Raw genomic sequence first — 22633 nt, forward strand, 5'->3', positions numbered from 1 at the left:
CTACAAATGGAAGACAAGAAACAATACCAAATTTTACTCTGCGAAGACGATACCAACTTGGGCATGGTGCTTAAAAACTACCTAGAGTTAAATGAATACGAAGTAACACTTGAAAGAGATGGCAGATTAGGTTTAGCTGCTTTTCAGCGTGAAAAATTTGATATCTGTTTATTAGACGTGATGATGCCCAATATGGATGGATTTACGCTAGCAGAAGAAATTAGAGATATAGATCCAGATGTGCCATTGTTTTTCTTGAGTGCTAAAACCATGAAAGACGATATTATTCAAGGTTATAAATTAGGTGCAGACGATTATATCACTAAACCATTTGACAGTGAAGTATTGTTGATGAAAATAAAAGCCATCCTTAAAAGAAACGAAGAAGAAAATAAAATCAACGACAATATTGAATTTGATTTAGGTGGGTATCATTTTAATCCAAAATTGAGAGAGCTGAAAATTGGAACAACCATGCAAACGCTTTCACCTAAAGAAAATGAATTACTGAAGATGTTAGCAGAACACAAAAACGATTTATTGCCACGTGAACGTGCATTGAAAAAAATATGGGGTAGCGACACCTATTTTAACGGACGCAGCATGGACGTGTACATTGCAAAACTACGCAAGTACTTAAAAGAAGACAGCAATATTGAAATTGTAAATATTCATGGAAATGGATTCAGACTGGTTGCACCTTAGGCTTAAACCCTTTAGGTAAATAGCTCACCAGCTTCTCCTCTTTTCATAACCACCCCTAGGTGATTGTAAGCTTTCAATGTGGCTTCCCTTCCCCTAGGGGTTCTTTGTAGAAAGCCTTCTTGAATAAGGAAAGGTTCATACACTTCTTCAATGGTACCAGGCTCTTCTCCTACTGCTGTTGCAATGGTTGTAATACCTACCGGACCACCTTTGAATTTATTTATGATGGCAGATAAAATACGATTATCCATTTCATCTAAACCATGGGCATCTACATTCAATGCTTTCAATCCATGCTGAGTAATGCCTAAATCAATTTTTCCATCATTTAATACTTGTGCAAAATCTCTAACCCTTCTTAGCAAACCATTGGCTATTCTGGGCGTACCACGGCTTCTACCCGCAATTTCTGCTGCTGCATCAAGTGTTATTTTTGTACCTAAAATGGCGGCACTTCTTTCGATAATTTTTTGCAATACGGGTGCACCATAATATTCCAATCGAGACTTAATTCCAAAACGAGAGAGTAAGGGAGCAGTCAATAATCCACTTCGGGTAGTTGCACCTACCAAAGTGAATGGATTTAAATTGATTTGTATGCTTCTGGCGTTAGGGCCAGTATCTATCATAATGTCAATTTTAAAATCTTCCATAGCAGAATAGAGGTATTCCTCTACCACTGTACTTAATCTATGTATTTCATCAATAAACAACACATCGTTGGGTTGCAGATTGGTCAATAAACCAGCTAAGTCGCCTGGTTTTTCAATCACAGGCCCCGAAGTTTCTTTAATACTAACGCCCAATTCATTAGCTACAATACGGCTTAGTGTAGTTTTACCTAACCCTGGAGGGCCATGAAATAATACATGATCCAATGCTTCTCCCCTTAATTTGGCTGCTTTAATAAATATCACCAAATTCTCAATTAGTTGGGGTTGGCCAGAGAAATCATCAATCTCCCTTGGGCGTATGGTGTTCTCAAACTCCTTTTCGGCGGGGTTCAAAGCATTTAAATCGCTGTTCAGATTATTATTTGACATAACTCTTCAAAAGTACAAATAAAGCAGTCCTTATCTTTGGTAAAATTATAGGATAGTGCAAAGAAAAGCTTTAGTTCTAGGTGCAAGTGGTTTAACCGGCTCCTATTTACTCGAAATATTGTTGGAATCTGAATTGTATAGTCAGGTGACCATTTATGTTCGAAGGCCACTGGGTAGGTCGCATCCTAAACTGGTAGAGCAATTAATCAACTTTGCTACCATTGAATCTTGGACTGAAGCAGACGATGTGTATTGCTGCTTAGGAGCCACCATCAAAACAGTTAAAACAAGAGAAGCTTTTACTTTAATAGATCTTTACGCTCCGTTGCATATTGCCAAACTACAGTTAACTGCGGGAAGCAAACGCTTTTTAGTGGTGAGCGCAGCAGGGGCTAATCCAAAGTCGAGTGTTTTCTATAATAAAACAAAGGGTAGACTAGAAGAAGCTTTGAAGCAACTCAATTATAGTTCTATCTATATTTTTCAACCTTCCTTTATTTTAGGCCCTAGAAAAGAATCTAGGTGGTTAGAAGAATTGGGAATCTTTTTTGCGTTAAAAGCCATACCAATTATGAAAGGCCGCTTCAAAAAATATATTCCAGTGCACGCAAAAGCCATTGCTAGAAGCATGGCTTATTTTGCATCGCATTCAAAAACAGGTATTCATGTCATTCCTTCTCATATAATTAAGCAATGGGAAAAACCTGATTTTGTTCCCACTACTTAGCCCATTGAATTAGGTTTAACAAAGCGTCTGGGTCAGGACAATTGTTCAGGTATTTTTGTCTATCGGGTAAACTACATACGCCAGGGTAATCTCCTTTTTTATTTTCCATATCAAGGATTAATTGAAAATGCAAGTGTGGCGGCCACTGTCCATTTTCAGTGGGTTCACCAAAATGCGCAAACACTTCTCCAGCAGGAATAAACTTCCCTTCAGTTAAATGTTCTAGATCTTTTAATGCCAAGTGGCCGTATAAACTATAAAACTGCGCACCTGCAATTTGGTGTGCTAAAATAATGGTTGCCCCATAATCTCCATAAGCTTCATTAAATGCAAAACTATGTACCGTTGCATTGAATGGTGCTGATACTTCAGTACCCGCATCGCCCCAAATATCTACACCCAAATGAATACACCTGGCATCGTCTTCAACAGCACCATCAAACACCCTACTTCTTGCATATACCGTTCTATGTTCGTTATAACCACCAATACCAAACTGTGCATTGGCAGCTTGTAAAGTTTCTGTGATATACTGAGAAAACTTTGATGTATCTTCTATCAATGCAGTGGTTAATGCCTTGTTTTGCTCAGTAAAATCCATTGCCAACAATTTATCCCTTTGGGGATTAAAATCCACTACAGGATGAATATCCAAATGCTTTTGTTCACTTAACCAGAAATAAAAACTGTTTGAATCCATGCCGTATATTTTTGCAAACTTACCGTAATAAATGTGTTAAGTCAATGCATGAAGTACTTAATTCACTTTGAAGATTTTGTTGGCATCACTAGTACTTACAATTAAAAATGGTTTATCCTTATCAATTCTATTTCCACTCATTACCACACCTACTTGTTGTGAAGTTGCTAAATACAATTTTGTACCAATAGGATAGGTTACCGATTTTTTTATTCCTGGAAATAAGATATAGCCATAGGTACCATTTCCTGTTACGTTAGGGCTATAAGAAATCAGTGTCACTTTCTTTGGCAACAACTGCACATTTTTCAAATAGAAACTAACCTGTTTGGGTTCTTGCGTTTGAGCAGTTACCCAAGATGCCATTAATAAAAGGCTAAAGACCATTAATTTTTTCATGTTTACAATTTTAAAGTGATTTATTGTTTGATTCTGTCTATCTCAGCAATTGATCCGGTTTCTCTATCTCTAGCACTTTTAATTTTATTATTGCCAAAACGATAGCTAAAACTGATAGAAATATTTCTGCTTTCCCATTTACGATAGGTTCTTAAGTTAAGTATATTGGTGGTGGCAGTTTGTTCCCAACGTTGGGTGTTCAATAAATCGGTGATAGCTAATTTGATGGTAGCCTGATCCTTGAAAATTTTTTTACTAATCCCCAAATTAATACTACCCAAAGCTTTAGATCGATAGATAGTGGTAGCATTTTGAAAATTATACCAGCCGCTGATATCTGCATTCCATTGTTTCCCTAGATTAAAGTTCTGACTCATATAGCCATTCATTCCCCAACTACTTTGTGAACGATTTTCGATGGTGCCAAAACCATTGAGTGTAACCGCATAGGATTGATAAAAAGGAGATAAACTGATATACATATTCCACCAATTACTCACTGGAACTGGGCTACTGATGCTGATGTTCAACATTTTCCTAGTGCCTGCATTTTGAGGGGTTTGAATGGTATTTTTACCTACTTGATAAGTTAATTGCTCAATATAATTATTGGTAATACCATATTGAATTTTAACATTAGTCGCGTATTTGTAAGTATAACTCAGCTCAGCACCATAAGTGATTTGAGGAATTAAATATGGATTTCCTTGCTCACTATTAAATGCATCTAACTGATAAATGAAAGGATTTTGATCTTGGTAATTGGGCCTATCAATTCTTTTGGTAATGGTAAATCCCAATTGGTGATTTTGCTTTAATTGATATTGTACAAAAAGAGTGGGAAATAAATTTAAATATGCAGTATCTGGTTTTATGATTGCTTGCTTGAGTAAATTAGTTGAAAGTCCATTTACTGTAGTTTGCTCAGCCCTTAATCCGGCCTGAAATGACCATTTTTGATAATTAGTCTGAACGCTTATGTAAGCAGCATGTATATATTCTTTAAACTGAAATTGATTGGATTTACTAGTATCTGCCTTCCAAACGCCGTTTAAATCTTGCGAAACCAATAATCCATTATTGGCCAAAGAATAAACAGACTTAAATCCAGTTTCTAGTTTAAGTTGATCCGTTAATTTTTGAGTATAGTCTGCTCTAACACTACTGATTTGAATATTTACTTCTGCTTCATTATTAACGCCATTAACTGGTGATGTTAGCCCATTAGAAGGTATGCTTTGAATAATTACCTGATTATTTAATCCTGAAAAAAAATTGGTATAGTCTGCATCAATATTTAAACTTTGCTTATTCCCATTAACCCAGCGATAATTTACATTATAATTATTACGATTAAAACTGTTGGGAGCAATACTATTTGTAACCACATTGGTGTCTAATATTCCCTGCTGCTGAATAGTCGTAAGGTTTGTATTATCCATATTTGTAAACCGCGTGTTACGCAACCATAAAAATCCAATAGTTGTTTTTTTGTTCAAGGTATAATCTACTCCAACCCTATTATTGTTCCCGCCAAAATCATCTTTTTCAATACCACGCTGAACTAGTTGTTGATTCACTAATTTCCTATCATTATTTGCAATGGTTTCTTGATATCCTTTATTGATACCCAAATTTCCAAACCAATTCCATTGGTTTTTTCTAAAGTTTAAGTTGGTAGATCCACTCATTCTATGATGGGTACTTTGTGTAAAATTGCCGGTAACTGAGCCATTGAATCCATTGGTCAAACTTTTTTTCAAAATAATATTGATGATGCCAGCATTTCCTGCTGCATCATATTTAGCTGAAGGGTTAGTAATAATTTCAATTTCTTTGATATTATCCGATTCAATACTCTTGAGTAATTGGGCAAGATCTTGGGCAGACAATTGTGTATTTTGATTGTCAATTAATACCGTTACCCCATTTTTGCCTCCCATTTGAATATTTTCATTGGGATCAACTACCACACCGGGGGCTATTTTTAACAGGTCTAATGCATTTTGCCCAGCTGAGGAAGGCTTTGCCGCAATATTCAATACTGTTTTATCTACTAGGGTTCTAATGAATGGTTTGTTCGCTAACACCGTTACTTCACTAGTTGTAGTAGATTTTAACGTGTCTTCTACTGGAAGGGATTGAGCCTGTGCAATCGTACCAATCAAGAGTAAATAAGCAGTCAGTAATTTTTGCATGATTTTCATTTGTGGGTGCAAAATGCACGCACAAATATTGCAGACCGCCTCAAATCATTATTTGAGACCCAATAAACAGGTATCAAATAATGATGCATTGATAATGAACAACTTGTAAAATGAAATTATTTAATTTGATACGTTTTAGGACTGTCACCGGTAAATTTTTTGAAAGCCCTATTAAAAGTTGCTTTACTATTAAAGCCAGCATCATAGGCCAAACTCATGATAGTCAAATGGGCATTTGCGGGGTTAGCTAGCTTTTCCTTTACTTCTAATACCCTGTATTGGTTTACATAATCATTAAAGTTTTTACCAAAACTCCGGTTAATTATTTTAGAAAGTAAAGAAGGATTGGTACCTAAATGATTGGCCAAGTCGGTTAAAGTGAGCTCGGAGTTTCGATACATTTTTTCTTCAACAATTGATTGTTCCACTTTTTCTTTCCATAAGGATGGAATGGAGCTTTCAGCTGATTCAAAAGGTGCATGCTGCTCTTCGGATTTCAAAATTTCGAAAGAAGCTTCTTCTTCAGTGATTACTCCAGTATCTAAGCCCGAACCACCAATTAAGGAAGGCATTTGATATCTTAAAAAGTCTAATTCAAATTTCTTTTTCTGTTCTATGGAGTTGGTATATCCTGCTATGGCTATATAATAGAATAGAAAGGCAAACAACAAATAATACCACCAAGTATCTTGGTAACCAATATTTACCCCAGCAAGTCTAAGGACGTCTAAAAAAACAGTGGAGAAAAAATATAAAAAACAGGCGATTAAAAAATTACGGACCCATTTAAATTGAAGTGTATCGGCAAAAGATAATTCTTGTACAATAAAAGCCCGATACATTAAATAATATCGCAAGCTCAACACCAAATAAACCAATAAGCTAAAGAAACCAAGGGCCTGGTACCAAGTATCAAAATCAGGGTCATTTTGCCCATCCATTAAATAATACCTTTTCAAAATCAAAAGGTCAGTAACTGCAACCACTATGGTCCAAAGGATATAAGTAATTCCTGGAACAAAATGCCATCGATCTATTTTGCTAAACTTAAAAGAGGGATTTAACAAACTACGGATATACAAAAATATTGCAGGCCCCATCAATAGTGTATGATTCATTGGAACATAGAACATAAAATTTCTACACTCCAAACATTCTGTACCCCAATACCAGCCTGCAAAACCCAACATCCATGGACATATATACAATATGCTCATCAACAAAAGAAGGCCCAACCAATTATCTGATGGTCTTTCCTGTTGGTAGGCTTTTCTAAATAATAAAAGAGCATAAACCAATCCATGAAAAAAGAAAATGAGTAAAAGACTACTACGCCAGTTGAAATCAAAATACATGTCTCAATATAAATTATTTCAACTGCTTTAATACTTCTTCTATGGCTTTGTCTAACTGTGGATCCCTTTTATTGATTTTATCATTAAAATTTAACGGCACCATAATATCAGGAGCCACTCCTGTTAATTCTAAATCGTTTCCATCCAAACTATAACAACCCCAACTAGGTAAACGTACAAATGAACCGTCTACTAGGCCTGCTCCGCTGGTAAAAATTATCCAGCGATAGGTAGGCATGCCAATAATTTTACCCAGCTTCAATGCTTTAAACCCTGCTGCAGTCATTTCTGCATCACTTAAGGACTGTTCATTAATCAACAAAACGATGGGTTTATCTGATGGACCAAAATTAGATTGCGGCGTTAGTTTACCCTCGCGGTACTTCCAACGTAAATAGGTTTTCTGACTCAAGAACTTTAATACTTCATCGTGCACGTTTCCACCAGTATTATATCGAAGGTCTAATATCAATGCATCTTTTTGATACAGGTCTTGGGTCATATCAATGAAAAATTTCTCCAGTTCGCCCAAGCCCATGTCTTTCATATTGTGATAAGCTACTTTTTTATTGGTTTTTGCATCTACTATGGCTTGGTTATTTTTAATCCATTCATCGTATAAATTAGGAGCAACAGTTCTTTGGGGATGAATATTTACTGTAATCATTTTGCCATTTCTATTAAATACCAATTGCAACTCTCTATCAAAACTTGGCTTACTAAAATAGCTGTTTCTATCCTTAGTAAGATCTACCGTTTCATTATTTACTTTTACCAATACATCACCTGGCAAAACATCCATTGATTTTTTATCAGCTGCAGTATTAGCAATCACGTCTTTAACTCGATAAGGTTGTTCGTTATCAAAACGAATGCCTGTTTCCATAGTACGGTTAACCAATCGAATGGTTTCTTCTTCTCCAAAAGAAGAAAATCCTTGATGAGAAGAATTTAACTCACCCAATAAATCATTCAATAATACCCTTAAATCGGCCCTGGTATTGAGTGAAGGCAAATATGCTTCATACTTCTTTTTCATCGCTCGCCAGTCTACGCCGTGAAATTTTTCATCGTAGAAATTCTGCTCCACTTGAGCCCAAGTTTCTTGAAAGATCTGTTTGAATTCAGCCGCTAAACTTCTTTGAAATGTTTGGGCAATATTCACTAGGTCTGCTTTATTGGCGTCTAGATTGAATTTATAAATATTGCCATTGCCTAATAAAAATGTTTTATCTCCTGCTTCAGCATAATCAACGCTATTGGCATCTATTCCATTTACCTTTTCTGTTTTACTAGGTTCAAAAGGATCGAGAATGGTTTTCCAAAGTGCCATTTTACCTTCTGCATGATCGCTGAGATAAAGTAAAGTTGTCTTATCTCCTTTCTTAATCACATTTAATAAATATTGTGAACCAAAACTAGGTCCCACCTGCTCCAATCTTTCCATCAAACCATTAAAATCAATATTGATTACCAATGTAGGTTTAGTCGTGTCTTTCTTTTCAACTTTAAATAAATCATTGAATTTATCTGACCTAAATGGCTCATCTAATTTTTCTAAAGCCATCCTATATATTCTTGGATTGGCCATGCCAAAAGGATAAGAAGGCTTGGTTCTATTACTTACAAAATAAATATGTTTGCCATCAGGAGACCAAATAGGATCAGCTTCTGTAACACCTGAGTTGGTTAAATTATACGTTTGATTTTGCTTAATATGATGAACCAAAATGTCTTGTTCAAAATTTTTAACTACTGTAAACAATAAATATTCTTCATTAGGAGAGAAACTCGGACTAGAATTTTGCATGGCCCATATTTCTTCTTTCACAACCGTTTTGGTTTCAAAAGTTTTGGTATCCATCAATACAACTTCATCTCGTCCACTCAAATAAACCATTTTAGTTTTTGATTTATTTAAAACCAGGGAACGATTGTCTTTTGTAAGGTTGGTGATTTGTTTAGGACTTGAATAGCCATCTGCGGAAACCGAAAAAATATTTAAGTACCCATCAACTGTTTCATTAAATAAAAGCGTGTTGTTGTCAGAAAGCCATTTTACTTCTCGGGCTCTTTCTGTATTCCCTTTATTGATTTGTTTTACAAACTTTCCTTCGACATCACTTACAAACAATTCGCCTCTTGAAATGAACGCTAGTTTTTTACCGTCAGGTGAAATATCCATTGCACCAATCTTTCCTCGTACCTCATATTCTTTCTTGGCTGGTAAAATTTGGTTTCGATACAGTTGAATGTTTAAAAGATTCGATTTTTTATTAGCCACATTGTACCACCATAATTGATAGTCTTTTTCAAATACTACATAGGCGCCATTTGCACTTACAAGGGGCGTTTTAATGGAGCTATTAAACTGGGTAAGGGCTGTTTTTTTTCCATTACTCAAAGTGTATAGATTGTATTCACCATTGGCTTCGTCAGAAATAAAATAAACTGCACCTTGTTGATCAATTGTTGTAGCAAAATCCTTGCCTACCCAATCGGTGTGCTTTTGATAAGTTTTGGTTTTTACATTGTACGATTGAATATCTGGATTAAATGGACCCTTGTATCTTTTTCTAGCCACTTGGTTATTGCTTTCCCAAGTATCATTAAAATAGATATCTCCAGATTTTGGATGTTCCGCAATTAAATGATCCATTAAAAAATAATGATCCCCAAATAATCGCTTAGGAGTGCCTCCATTAATATCCACGGTGTAAGCAGAAGCAGGACCATACCTGCTAGAAGTAAAATAAATGGTTTTGCTGTCCCAACTAAAATTAGCTAAAATATCAGCTGCGCTATGAAAAGTAAGTTGCCTCACTTCTCCTCCACTCAATGGCATAATATAAACATCTGTATTACCCATTTGCTCCCCCGTGAACGCCAACCATTTGCCATCAGGAGAAATGCGAGGAGTTGTTTCATAACCCTGCATAGCGGTTAATCGGGTAGCTTGAAAGTCTGAAGTAGCCGCTTTCCAAAGATCTCCTTCAAAACTAAACACTACAGTTTGCGCATCTGGTGATAATACCGGATGAGATAAAAAACGAGGGGCAAGGGTTTGTGCGGAAAGGGTTTGAACGGTTAGGCCCAATAAGACCCATATTTTTTTAGTAAACATAATAACAATTTGAATATTGAAAGTAAGCGTAATTGTATAACAAAAAAAGCCACCCATATAAATGAGTGGCCTTTAAAATAAGAATTAAGCTTGTTTTAGCGCAACATTCCCTTTGGAACTTCCTTGCCCAACAAGTGCTTATAAATAAACTTGGTTTTCAAATTATTGAAGTGATTGCCTTTGGCTCCACCCCAACCATGTCTACCGCCTGGATACAACATGAATTCAAAATCTTTCCCTTTATCTTGTAAGGCACTAACCAACTGAATACTATTTTGCATATGCACATTATCATCCATAGTACCATGCACCAATTGCAATACTCCATTGAATTTATCAATATGTGTTAACACGTTACCGCTCTTATAACCTTCAGGGTTTTCTGCAGGGGTATCCATGAATTTTTCTGTGTAATGACTGTCATATAATTTCCAATCAACTACTGATCCTCCAGCCATGGCATGTGTAAACACAGAAGAACCATAAGTTAAAGCATAGGTACTCATGTATCCACCATAACTAAATCCAGTGATGGCAATTTTAGTAGGATCCGCTTGACCATTTTGTATAAACCACTTGGCCATATGCATATAATCTTGCATTTCCCAGAAACCTAAATTCCGATGCATATAATTTACACCTGCTTTTCCAAAATGGCCACTGGCACGGTGATCAAACTTAACATGAATCAATCCTTCTTGTGAATAGATTTCACGAGTAGGGCTCCAACTCCAACTATCCCAGGTATTACCTGCATTAGGGCCACCATAAATATCAACCAACATTGGATATTTCTTATTAGGATCCATATTGGCAGGCCAGGTAACTTGAGCAGGTAATTCAAACAAACCATCCGCACTTTTAATGCGTATGAATTCGGTTTTAGCAATTTGATAGTTGCCCATAGCAGTTCCTTTTGCATCACCCAACTCACGAATAATTTTTCCTTTACCATCAACCAAAGTCATCTTATTTGGCGTGGTTGTATTACTGTAAGCAGTAACAAAATATTTTCCATTAGGAGATAATCTTACTTGTGTATGATTATAGTCGCCAAAAGTTAAACGCTTCATTTCTGAACCATTCAATTTAACGCTGTATAAATCTGTACGAGCCGTATTTTCTTTACCTCTTGCAGTAAAATACACTAAGCCATTTTTTTCATCAATTAACGCTGTATTCAATACCGTGAATTCTCCAGATGTAATTGGATTAATTAAACTGCCATCGTTATTGTGTAAATACAAATGATTCCATCCTGTTTTATCACTTTCTAAAATAAAAGCTGCTTTATTCTTTAAGAAAGTAAAACGCTGACCCGCCCTGTCTTCTAAGTCAACCCATGTTTTTTGTTGTTCTTCATACATGATTTTTTTAGCACCATTTCCTGGATTTACATCAAATATTTTCAAATGATCTTGGCCACGATTAATCCATTGAACTAATAAACTGCTGCCATCATTTCTCCAAACAGGCCAACCAAAATACTGGTCGTCTTTCGCATTAAAATCGGCCCAAGTAGTTGCACCCCCATCTACCCCAACAAATCCAACTTTTACCTCAGGGTTTTTATCACCTGGCTTTGGATAGCGGGTTTCTTCAATAAAACCATGCTGGCCTTCACTGCTGTAAATAGGGAACATAGGTACCATGCTTTCATCAAAATGCATATACGCTATTTGCTTGCTATTGGGGTTCCACCAAAAAGCACGATAACGGGTGCCTCTACCAAAAATTTCTTCCCAATAAACCCAGCTTGCATAACCGTTTAAAGAAGTGCTGGTGCCACTGAAAGTAAGTCTGGTTTCTTTATTTGTTACCAAATTATAAGTAAACAAATCATTCGATTTGGTATAGGCGATATAAGAACTGTCGGGAGAAAAAGTAGGATTTTTTTCTTCAGCAGCATCAAAAGTAATTTGCTTTTCTACATCACCGTTTTTATAAAACAAATCGGCTTTTTTTACCGATACCGTTTTTGTTGGAGGTGCCGCACCTTTCATTTGGTCTGGAGTAGCTACCGTTAATTTACCTGTCTTTACTTCCATCACATAATTTCTAGCAGCAGAATCAGGATGAACTTGTTGGTTTAAAATAACCCGATCATCATCCAACCATTTCATGAATTGGGGCAATGGATTACGAAAATTTTCTGGTAATTTATTGGCCATTAAATCAGCTTTGCTGATCATTTTGTTTTGAGCCAACGTGGGGTATGCAAGCAATAGCAACCCAAATGATACAATATACTTATTCATGGTTCAGAATTTGGACCATGAATATAGTAAAATATGTAGGAAGCTTAGATAGACTGCTTAAAATGCTTCATTCAATCTAATATAATAAGCCCCGCCAGCAGTACTATTTCGTGCATAATCTAAACGAAGAAACATTCGATTCTTTTTATTAACCAAAAAGCGAAGCCCTAGTCCGCCTGCTTTTAAAAGATTATCGGTGGAATAGCTGCTCAGGGCATCATCAATCAACCCAGCAGAACCAAATGCTGCACCATATACCCAACGCCAAATATGAAAGCGGTACTCTGCTTGAAGCGCCGTAAAAGAGCGATCTCTGAACCTCCCTGTAAAATACCCACGCATCAGTACGGATCCTCCTACCTTGGGTAATTCTCTTAATGGTACATTACCTGTAGTATGTATACTGCTCAATTGAAATGCAAGTGTACTATTCTTGGTTAATGGATAATACTTTCTTAAGTCTAAAAACCAAGTATTAAAATCGTAGGGATTATTTTTAAAAGAAAAGTTTTTAGAAAAGTAAACCTCTGCATAAGCACCTTGGTGTGCACTAAAAGGAAAATCTCTTCCTTCATATAAAATGGCTGGTCCCAATCCAATAGTTTTACTTCCATAAATACCAGGAACATCATTTTGATCAGGCGTTAAAGGCTTTGCATTTACTACGTTATAAACATCGTTATAATCTAGTTTTAAACCAATATACCATTGATTTTTCAGCAATCGATATGTTCTAGATTCTAAGAAAATTCTGCTGTAATCTTGTGCTAAATAATTATTTTCTGCCACAGTGTTATTTCCTATTCCCCAAAAACGATCGTTGTAAGTACTATACCCAGCAGCCCCGCGGAATACAAATTTTTCTCCCTTGGTAAAAACTTGCCAGGTTGCTTTTGCTTCAAATTGCCCTAGTGTACTATAAGTTAATTGACCATGTATATAAGAGCCCCTTGCTTCGGAGTCTTTCTCTTTTGCGTTAAAAAAATATTCCAATGCACCACCAAATCGAACACCTGTTTCTGGTGTAGATGTAAGAATAGGAATCGGCACAATACGCAAATTCATTAAAGGCAATGAATCTGGATTAATAAAATTTTTAAACGTTTTTTTAGGAGATGGCACTGCAGTATCCTGAGCATGAACCCCTAATGATGTACTAAGGGCTAAGCCCAAAAAAAACTTATATAACGACATTAATCATTCTCCCTTTTACAAAAATAAATTTCTTTACCTGTTTACCTTCTAGCCATTTCAGTACCAACTCATTCGCAAGTACAATATTTTGCGCCTCTTTTGCTTCCATATCTAAAGGCAAATTAATATTGGTTCTTACCCTTCCATTAATGCTCACTGGGTAATCTTTAGATGACTCCTGAACATAAGATGCATTAAATGCAGGAAATGTTGCATCTAAAATAGAACCTGTATTCCCCAACTGATGCCAAAGTTCTTCACTAATATGTGGCGCATAAGGCGTTAATAGAATCAGTACTTGTTCTAAAACAGCTTTCTTATTGCATTTTAAATCGGCCAATTCATTCACACAAATCATGAACGTACTCACCGCAGTATTAAAACTAAACCGCTCCGTATCTTCTTGAATTTTCAATATGGTTTTATGCAATACTTTTTGCTCAGATGGATTAGGGCTATCGTTGTTCCAAACCTTCCCTTTTAATTCATCATAAAATAAACGCCAAAGTTTTTTCAAGAAACGATGCACGCCTTCAATACCCTTGGTATCCCAAGGTTTGCTCTGGTCTACAGGACCTAAGAACATTTCGTACATGCGGAAAGTATCGGCACCATATTTTTCTACCAATACATCTGGATTAACCGTATTGAATTTACTCTTCGACATTTTCTCTACTTCGGCACCGCAGAGGTATTTGCCGTTTTCTAATACAAAAGTTGCGTTGGCATATTCTCCATTTCGCCATTGCTTAAATGCAGCTATATCTAATTCAAATCCATCAACAAAATTGACGTCTACATGAATTGGATTGGTATCGTATTCATTTATTAATCCTGCAGAAATAAATTCATTGGGGTTTTGTTTATTCCGATAAACAAATCTTGAACTTCCTTGAATCATTCCTTGGTTCAAGAGTTTTCTAAATGGTTCATCAAAACCAATATGGCCTAAGTCGAATAATACTTTGGTCCACATTCTACTGTAGAGTAAATGGCCTACGGCGTGTTCTGTTCCCCCAATATATAAGTCTACTTGATTCCAATAATCACTCACTTTTTTATCGCAGAAAGCCTCATTGTTATGCGGATCCATATAACGTAAAAAATACCAACTACTACCAGCATAACCCGGCATGGTATTGGTTTCTAGCGCACCGCCAGGAACAATAGAATCATATTGATGAATCCATTCAGGAATATTCGCCAGCGGCCCTTCTCCCTCCGGACCAGGTGCATAACTGTCTACCTGAGGCAAGGTCAAAGGTAAATTCAATTCATCTAAAGGATACGCAATACCTTCTTTCCAAATAATGGGAAAGGGTTCACCCCAATAACGCTGTCTGCTAAATGCAGCATCCCGCATTTTATAATTCACTTTTCGTTTACCAATGCCCCTTTCAACCAGCTTGTCAATAACAATTGCAATGGCATCTTTTAAAATAACCCCGTCTAAAAATTCGCTATTAGTCAGCGCCACATCTTTGGTTGAATTGGCTTCTTCTCCATTAAAATGTTCACCAATAATATTGGTGATGGGTATATTAAAATGTTTCGCAAATTTAAAATCTCTTTCGTCTCCGCAAGGAACGGCCATAATTGCTCCTGTACCATAACCAGCTAATACGTATTCAGATATCCAAATAGGAATGGGTCGTTGGTTAAAAGGATTCAATGCATAAGCACCCGTAAAGCAACCAGTGATTTTCTTTTCTGCCTGACGCTCTCTGTCACTTCTGCTTTTAACGTAAGTGATATATTCTTCAACCACTTGTTTTTGTTCCGCTGTGGTTATCTGCGCTATCAACTCATGCTCTGGAGCCACTACCATAAAGTCTACACCAAAAATGGTATCAGGTCGGGTAGTATATACCCGCAATGGTTGGTCAGTTGCCGATTGGGCAATGGCAAAATCTATTTCGGCCCCGTAAGATTTTCCAATCCAATTGGTTTGCATTTCGCGCATGGCTTCGCTGAACTCAATTTGATCTAAGCCGCTGATTAATCGATCGGCATAATCGGTTATGCGCAAATACCATTGTCTTAATTTTTTCTTCACTACCGGATGACCACCTCTCTCACTCAATCCGTTTACTACTTCATCATTGGCCAATACTGTACCAAGCGCTTCGCACCAATTCACTTCACCATATCCACAAAATGCCAAACGATATTGCATTAAAATGTCTTGCTGTTCTTTTTCAGAAAAAGCCTTCCATTCAGCCGCAGTAAATTGTAGTTGATTATTAGCAGGGCATTCATGTACAGTGTTTCCCTCTTTTTCAAACAAAGCAATCAACTCATTAATAGGCGTTGCTTTTTGGGTATGCCTATTGAAAAAAGAATTGAATAATTGCAAGAAAATCCACTGGGTCCATTTATGGTAATCGGGCTCACAAGTTCTTACTTCTCGGCTCCAATCGTAAGAAAAACCAATATTGTCTAATTGTTGTCTGAAGTTATTGATGTTTTGAACAGTGCTGGTTGCAGGATGAACACCGTGTTCAATGGCATATTGTTCTGCGGGCAATCCAAAGGCATCATATCCCATGGGATGCAATACATTAAAGCCTTTTAGTCTTTTATACCTGCTGAAAATATCAGAAGCAATATAACCCAACGGATGGCCTACATGCAAACCCGCTCCACTCGGATAAGGAAACATATCCAATACATAGTACTTGGGTTTTTCGCTGATATTGGGAACCGTATATGCTCCGGAATTTTTCCAATGCTCCTGCCATTTTTGTTCAATTGCTCTAAATTGATAGTCCATCTTGCCTGCCCTTTTTATTTATTTGCGTTTCTTTAACGCCTGCCCAAAAATATTCGCTTATTTTCAACACAGGTTTAGGGGTGCAAATGTAAGTCTTTAGCCGTCAAAACCCTACATTTGTAGCGTTCTTACAGCATAGCACTCGTTAATTGAAGCGGTAAAAAAAGGAATACAAATTATGGCTCAAGCAGGAAAAGCATCATTGAAGAGGGGAAAACCCAATTATATCTACACTGTTGTAGGGGTAGCACTGGTTTTATTAATCATGGGAATCATGGGTTGGTTTTTCCTTAACCTAAACTCAGTTGGAAATACCTTTAAAGAAGATATCAGGTTAAGTGCCTATATGCGGACCTTAAACAAAGACACGATTGCCCAAATTCAACAGTTTATTGCAGCAAAACCCTACGCCAAAAACGTAGTGTACGTAGACAAAAATACCGCCAAGGAAATTTGGAATAAAGAAAACAACGAAGACTGGGCCAAAATCTTAGACGTAAATCCATTGCCTGAGAGCATCGATTTTTATGCAAAAGCCGAATACGTAAACAAAGACAGTTTATCAGTCATCAGTGCCGATTTAATGGCCAATTATGGCAATCAAATCACCGATTTACAGTACCCTCAAAGCTTGGTTACCAGTTTAAACGAAAGAGCATCTAAAATTGGATTAATCTTTTTAGTAGTGGCTATCACCCTTTGTGTTATTGTGATTTTTAGCATCGATAATACCATTCGATTGGCCATGTTTAGCAATCGATTCTTGATTAAGACTATGCAAATGGTGGGAGCAACGCAGTCGTTTATTGCACGCCCCCTCAATATCCGCGCAGTGGTAAATGGACTCATTAGTTCAGGTATTGCCATCTTACTTTTATTCTCCTTAATTGGTTGGGCCGAATCTCAATTTCCGCAATTAAAAGGAATCAGAAATACCAATCATACGCTACTACTATTTGGAGGATTGATTATTTTAGGTGTAGGTATTTCTGTTTTGAGCACACATAGAAGTGTATTGAAATACTTGAAAATGAAATTAGACGATTTGTATTAGTTGATATTAGCAATCCGAATTATAAAAATTTATAAATAATGACCATGAGTACGACCAATAAAACCACTCCACTTTTCTCAAAAGAAAATTTCATTTTAATGCTAGTTGGTGGACTAGTGATTGCATTGGGTATGTTTTTAATGAGTGGCGGTAAGAGCGAAGACCCCAATGTATTTGCTAATAATGAAGTATACAGCAGCACAAGAATAACTGTAGCACCCATTTTAATTGTAGTTGGCTTATTAATTGAAGTTTACGCCATCTTTAAGAAGCCAAAAACTGTGGCTTAGACCTTAATAGTACTTATTCTTATGACTTATTTAGAAGCCGTTATCATTGCCATTATTGAAGGGGTTACCGAATTCCTTCCCATTTCTTCCACTGGTCATATGATTATTGCCAGTTCTTTTATGGGGATTGCGAAGGATGATTTTACTAAACTATTTGAAGTAGCCATTCAGTTGGGAGCTATTTGTTCAGTGGTCATTTTATTCAGGGGCAAATTCTTTCCACTGAATCGTTGGCATTTTTATTTAAAACTCATCATTGCAGTTCTACCTGCCTTAATTTTAGGTGCGTTGTTTTCTGATACTATTGATGCTTTATTAGAGAGTCCGATGGTGGTTTCTATTACCATGGTATTGGGCGGTGTTGCCTTAATTTTTATTGATTCCTTTTTCAAAAACCCTACCATTTCAATTGATGAACAAGTAACCAATAAAAAGGCTTTTATCATTGGATTCTGGCAATGTATTGCAATGATACCAGGGGTTAGCAGAAGTGCAGCCAGTATTATTGGGGGCATGCAACAGGGCTTAACCAGAAAACTAGCTGCTGAATTTTCTTTCTTTTTAGCAGTACCTACTATGGCTGCTGCAACGGGCTACAAATTATTGAAAGCTTACACAGAAACACCTGAATTAATTTTCACCCGCTCCAATATGATTTTATTGGGTTTAGGAAATGTAGTAGCATTTATTGTAGCACTATTGGCCATCAAATTTTTTATCACTTATTTACAGAAATATGGATTTAAACTATTTGGTTGGTACCGGGTAATTGTAGGGATGATCTTAATTATTCTTATCTTAACCGGACACTTGAAATAAAAATCATGTCCACACAAACTGCCTCCAAAAAAGTAATCAATGGTTGGGCAATGTACGATTGGGGCAATAGTGCCTACAACCTAGTCATTACTTCTACCATTTTCCCTGCCTATTACGAAGCCGTAACAGGAGACGGTAACGATCAAACACTGAACGATACCGTGGTATTGTTTGGAAGAGAGTTCGTCAATACTTCTTTGTACAATTATGCACTTTCGTTTGCATTCATCATTGTTGCTTTGTTATCGCCTATTTTGTCTTCCATTGCAGATTACAAAGGGAATAAGAAACAGTTTTTATTTTTCTTTTGTACACTGGGTAGCATCGCCTGTTCTGCCTTGTATTTTTACGACAAGAACAACTTAGCATTTGGATTGGCTTGTTTAATTATTGCATGCATAGGATTTTGGAGTAGCTTGGTTTTTTATAATTCCTTCTTGCCAGAAATTGCTGCACCAGAAGATCGAGATAAAGTGAGTGCAAAAGGATTTGCCATGGGTTATACTGGTAGTATGATTTTACAAGTCATTTGTTTTGTATTTGTTTTATCCCCAGATAGTTTTGGCATTACCGTAGGCAAAGCTTCTCAAATTTCTTTTTTGCTGGTTGGGATCTGGTGGTGGGGATTTGGGCAGTTTGCTTTAAAGCGTTTGCCAAAATCGGTACCAGCGGGGGGGAGTAGATCTTCTAAGCAAATTCTTGCAGGTGGGTACAAAGAACTAAATAAAGTTTGGCAACAATTAAAATCGTTACCCGTTTTAAGAAGATTCTTGTTCTCCTTTTTCTTTTACAATATGGGGGTTCAAACAGTGATGTTGGTGGCCACCTTGTATGGCAAGAGTGAGTTGAATATTCCGACCATGAATCTGATTATTGCCATTTTAATTATTCAATTAATTGCGATTCCTGGCGCATTTACGATTGCTTGGTTATCTAAGAAAACCAGCAATTTTACGGCATTAATGATCACCATTGTTTTATGGATTATCCTTTGTGTAATTGGGTATTTGTTACCCAGAAATGGCATCAACGAATTTTATGGCCTTGCTGTTTTAGTAGGCTTTATTATGGGAGGAATACAAGCTCTAAGCAGAAGCACTTATGCCAAATTAATGCCAGAAACACCTGATACTACTTCCTATTTTAGTTTCTATGATGTAACCGAGAAAGTATCCATTGTAGTAGGTATGTTTAGCTTTGGGTACATCAATGAGATTTCCGGTTCACAAAGAAATTCAGTATTGGTTTTAGAAATATTTTTCATCATCGGTTTACTCATATTAATTTCTGCAAATAAATTGCAAGCTAAAAAATAGTCCTATGAAATTATACGCCATTAATCATAGTTATTTTAAATTGGATGGAGGAGCAATGTATGGAGTTGTTCCCAAATCACTTTGGAATAAACAAAATCCAGCCGATGAAAATAATTTATGCAATTGGGCATTAAGAAGCTTGCTTATTCAAGACAACAACAAACTCATTTTGATTGATACCGGAATGGGCTTTAAGCAGGATGAAAAGTTCTTTGGTCACTACGGCATGAGCGGAACCATTGATTTAGATACAGCATTGCAAGGCTTAGGTTTTACCAGAAACGATATTACAGACGTATTTCATACCCACTTGCATTTTGATCATTGCGGAGGAAGTATTGAAAAAGTAAACAACCAACTGGTTACCTATTTCCCCAATGCAACTTACTGGAGCAACCCCATTCATTGGGATTGGGCTGTACATCCCAACGATAGAGAAAAAGCTTCTTTTTTAAAGGAGAATATTTTACCCATTCAAGAAAGTGGTCAATTAAAAATGATTGACGCTCCTACTAATGAGTTTACAAAAGACGGACTATTAGAGCAAGTTTCGTTTACGAATAATATCAGCATTCGCTTTGTAAATGGTCATACCAAGAGTATGATGTTGCCGCAAATTAATTACAATGGCAAAACCATTGTTTATATGGCAGACTTATTGCCTTCTGCCTCGCATATTCCACTTGCATATATCATGGGCTATGATATGTTTCCTTTAACTACTTTAAAAGAGAAAAAATCGTTCTTACAAGAAGCAGCGGAACAAGAATATATTTTATTTTTTGAGCATGATCCATCCATTGAATGTTGCACGGTTCATCAAACAGAAAAGGGTATTCGAATGAACCAAGTACTTCGCTTGGCAGACCTTTAATTATTAAGGTAATACTATCTTTTAGAAATAAGTGAGCTAAAGGGATAACGTAAGTTTTTGTATCCCATCATATCCACTTTTACACTACCTACAACAATGGGGCTTTCAATTCTAAGTGGAACATGATTGGCGTCATCACTCACCCAAACAGTCATTTTTTCGCCCCCTTCAAATAAAGTTCCTTTAACTAGTAATGGTTTAAATTTAATGGCATTGAACTTACCATATCGTGTTTTAATGGTTTCTCTACCCAAATATTTTATATATAAATTATAAACTTCATTGTCTAAAAACATAGTGAATGGAATTCTATCTTCAGGCTTGTATTTTTCAAAATCAATATTGCGAGCATAATAGATTGCACTTAATACATCCTGCACACAGTTGGGCACTTTAACAGTCCCCTTCTCGCTAGTAGCGGTATTGGCAGTTCTATTGAAAGTTACATTTTCATTAATCTTGTATCCACCTTCATCTACATTTCGGATGAATTTAATGGGCTGCAAATTAGCCGTATCAATAAAGCTTTCATACTTGTCTCTCACTTTAAATATCCAATCGTAGCTGCTATTAGAATTACCAGCACCTACTAAGTGATAAACTGGCGTATTATTTAATTTGTCTGAATTAACAGTAAAAGTAGCCGCACCTGCATTTACATACAATCCAATTACGTTGTAAAAAACAGTGAACGAAATTTGTTCTCCACTTTGAAATGCATAATTCCTTATACCACAGAAATCATCTCCTGCAGAAAGTGGTTTTACTAAAATCACTAATAAAAATACAATCAATAATTTTTTAGCACCCATTTCTTACTTGTTTCTAAAAATTCTTATCCCTAATATAAACAATGTACCAGCAATTGCTGGTAAGATTAAGTTAATTAACCAAATGCCAGCTGCGGTTGCAATAATACCAACGGAATTACTACTAATTAATCCCAATAACAATAAACTCACTTTCCCTCGAAATCCTAACTCGGCCAATGCAATGGTTGGAACAATGCCCAATACCAAAAACATCACCCCTACTAAGGAAAAAGCCTCAAGCCAAAAAACATGAATATCGAATACCTGCAAGAGTATATAATATTGAACTAAAAAAACAAAGTATCGAACCAATGAGAGCGATAGTAATCGTATCAATTCATTCCAATGAAAGTCTTCTAATTTTTCCAGAAAAAATTGGTACTTGCGAATAAAAGGAATTTTTTCAAGTACCTGAATTAATCCAGCGAGTTTAAAATAGGCCAAGGAGAATAACAAAATACCCATTCCAATTACGTAAATCAATGCATCTAACCAAAAAACAGACAAGCCCTCTAATTGACGATCTCCATTCAAAATATTTAATCGCATATAAATCAACGCAAGCGTGCCCATTGCAAAAGTCACAATAATTTGGGCCATACTTCCTACTATGGAGAGCACAGCTCCACGCATTTTATTTCCATTTTTTAAAAATGCCGCCCTAGCAATTGGTTCTCCAATTCGATTAATGGTATTAAAACCCATTGCTTGACCTGCTAGAATTGCTTTAAACGCATTAAGAAAAGATAGACGCTCAATCCCTTTTACTTGTATTTGCCATTTTCGCGCTTCAATTCCCCAATTAACCAACATCAATAAGGACACTAAAACAATCTTCCAATTATTCGGACCATTTAAAGCCAGTAAGATAGTTTGCCAAGATTGTTCTAAATCAGTTTGGGCTTGAATTTGCTTATATATTGCCCAGCTAAGCCATATAAACAACAATGGTCCAAGCAAGTAATTCAAAAAGTTTTTGGTGC

18 protein-coding genes are annotated in these 22633 nt (G+C 36.4%); 7 read left to right on the plus strand and 11 right to left on the minus strand.

Annotated elements, in window-relative coordinates:
- Positions 1-6: 6 nt before the first annotated feature.
- Positions 7-705 (plus strand): response regulator transcription factor, encoded by a 699-nt coding sequence (locus tag Q8S25_RS05465; protein WP_305535632.1) that lies wholly within the window; start codon positions 7-9, stop codon positions 703-705.
- Between the two features lie 11 nt (positions 706-716).
- Here the strand turns inward: Q8S25_RS05465 and ruvB are convergent, their stop codons facing one another.
- Positions 717-1748: a Holliday junction branch migration DNA helicase RuvB gene (ruvB, locus tag Q8S25_RS05470; RefSeq protein WP_295236308.1), complete on the minus strand. Its 1032-nt coding sequence runs from the start codon at positions 1746-1748 to the stop codon at positions 717-719.
- Between the two features lie 55 nt (positions 1749-1803).
- On the opposite strand from ruvB, the gene Q8S25_RS05475 reads away from it, so the two are divergent.
- Positions 1804-2475 (plus strand): hypothetical protein, encoded by a 672-nt coding sequence (locus tag Q8S25_RS05475; RefSeq protein WP_305535634.1) that lies wholly within the window; start codon positions 1804-1806, stop codon positions 2473-2475.
- On the opposite strand, the gene Q8S25_RS05480 is transcribed toward Q8S25_RS05475, so the two are convergent.
- From Q8S25_RS05480 to leuS, 8 genes are all read right to left on the minus strand, one after another.
- Positions 2468-3175, minus strand: coding sequence for a peptidoglycan DD-metalloendopeptidase family protein (locus tag Q8S25_RS05480; protein WP_305535636.1), 708 nt, complete (start codon positions 3173-3175; stop codon positions 2468-2470). The two genes, Q8S25_RS05475 and Q8S25_RS05480, sit on opposite strands and share 8 nt — an antisense overlap.
- Before the next feature lie 57 nt (positions 3176-3232).
- The gene (locus Q8S25_RS05485) at positions 3233-3574 is read right to left on the minus strand and encodes a hypothetical protein (protein WP_305535638.1); all 342 of its coding nucleotides are present in this window, start codon (positions 3572-3574) and stop codon (positions 3233-3235) included.
- Positions 3575-3594: 20 nt separating this feature from the next.
- Complete coding sequence (locus Q8S25_RS05490) at positions 3595-5772, minus strand: outer membrane beta-barrel protein (protein WP_305535640.1); 2178 nt, start codon at positions 5770-5772, stop codon at positions 3595-3597.
- Between the two features lie 125 nt (positions 5773-5897).
- On the minus strand, positions 5898-7136 hold the full coding sequence (locus Q8S25_RS05495) for an AraC family transcriptional regulator (protein WP_305535642.1): 1239 nt from the start codon (positions 7134-7136) through the stop codon (positions 5898-5900).
- A gap of 13 nt (positions 7137-7149) precedes the next feature.
- Positions 7150-10260: a S41 family peptidase gene (locus tag Q8S25_RS05500; protein WP_305535644.1), complete on the minus strand. Its 3111-nt coding sequence runs from the start codon at positions 10258-10260 to the stop codon at positions 7150-7152.
- A 95-nt stretch (positions 10261-10355) separates the two neighbouring features.
- A complete protein-coding gene (locus Q8S25_RS05505) occupies positions 10356-12518 on the minus strand; it encodes a DPP IV N-terminal domain-containing protein (protein ID WP_305535646.1) in 2163 nt (720 codons plus the stop codon).
- 57 nt (positions 12519-12575) lie between these two features.
- Positions 12576-13712 (minus strand): hypothetical protein, encoded by a 1137-nt coding sequence (locus Q8S25_RS05510; RefSeq protein WP_305535648.1) that lies wholly within the window; start codon positions 13710-13712, stop codon positions 12576-12578.
- Entirely contained in the window at positions 13699-16485 is a 2787-nt protein-coding gene (gene leuS / locus Q8S25_RS05515) for a leucine--tRNA ligase (RefSeq protein ID WP_305535650.1), read from the minus strand. Before leuS ends, Q8S25_RS05510 begins: the two co-directional genes overlap by 14 nt.
- Before the next feature lie 178 nt (positions 16486-16663).
- On the opposite strand from leuS, the gene Q8S25_RS05520 reads away from it, so the two are divergent.
- From Q8S25_RS05520 to Q8S25_RS05540, 5 genes are read left to right on the plus strand one after another with little or no spacing between them, the layout of a single operon-like run.
- Entirely contained in the window at positions 16664-17539 is an 876-nt protein-coding gene (locus tag Q8S25_RS05520; protein ID WP_305535652.1) for an ABC transporter permease, read from the plus strand.
- A 44-nt stretch (positions 17540-17583) separates the two neighbouring features.
- On the plus strand, positions 17584-17829 hold the full coding sequence (locus Q8S25_RS05525; RefSeq protein ID WP_305535654.1) for a DUF3098 domain-containing protein: 246 nt from the start codon (positions 17584-17586) through the stop codon (positions 17827-17829).
- 21 nt (positions 17830-17850) lie between these two features.
- Positions 17851-18648, plus strand: coding sequence for an undecaprenyl-diphosphate phosphatase (locus Q8S25_RS05530; protein WP_305535656.1), 798 nt, complete (start codon positions 17851-17853; stop codon positions 18646-18648).
- A 5-nt stretch (positions 18649-18653) separates the two neighbouring features.
- Positions 18654-19964, plus strand: coding sequence for an MFS transporter (locus Q8S25_RS05535; protein ID WP_305535658.1), 1311 nt, complete (start codon positions 18654-18656; stop codon positions 19962-19964).
- Positions 19965-19968: 4 nt separating this feature from the next.
- Positions 19969-20838, plus strand: coding sequence for an MBL fold metallo-hydrolase (locus Q8S25_RS05540; protein WP_305535660.1), 870 nt, complete (start codon positions 19969-19971; stop codon positions 20836-20838).
- 14 nt (positions 20839-20852) lie between these two features.
- Here the strand turns inward: Q8S25_RS05540 and Q8S25_RS05545 are convergent, their stop codons facing one another.
- A complete protein-coding gene (locus Q8S25_RS05545; RefSeq protein ID WP_305535662.1) occupies positions 20853-21650 on the minus strand; it encodes a DUF3108 domain-containing protein in 798 nt (265 codons plus the stop codon).
- 3 nt (positions 21651-21653) lie between these two features.
- Positions 21654-22619 (minus strand): lysylphosphatidylglycerol synthase domain-containing protein, encoded by a 966-nt coding sequence (locus tag Q8S25_RS05550; protein ID WP_305535664.1) that lies wholly within the window; start codon positions 22617-22619, stop codon positions 21654-21656.
- Positions 22620-22633: the final 14 nt, after the last annotated feature.

It is taken from the genome of Sediminibacterium sp. (genome assembly GCF_030695065.1).
GTDB lineage: Bacteria > Bacteroidota > Bacteroidia > Chitinophagales > Chitinophagaceae > Sediminibacterium.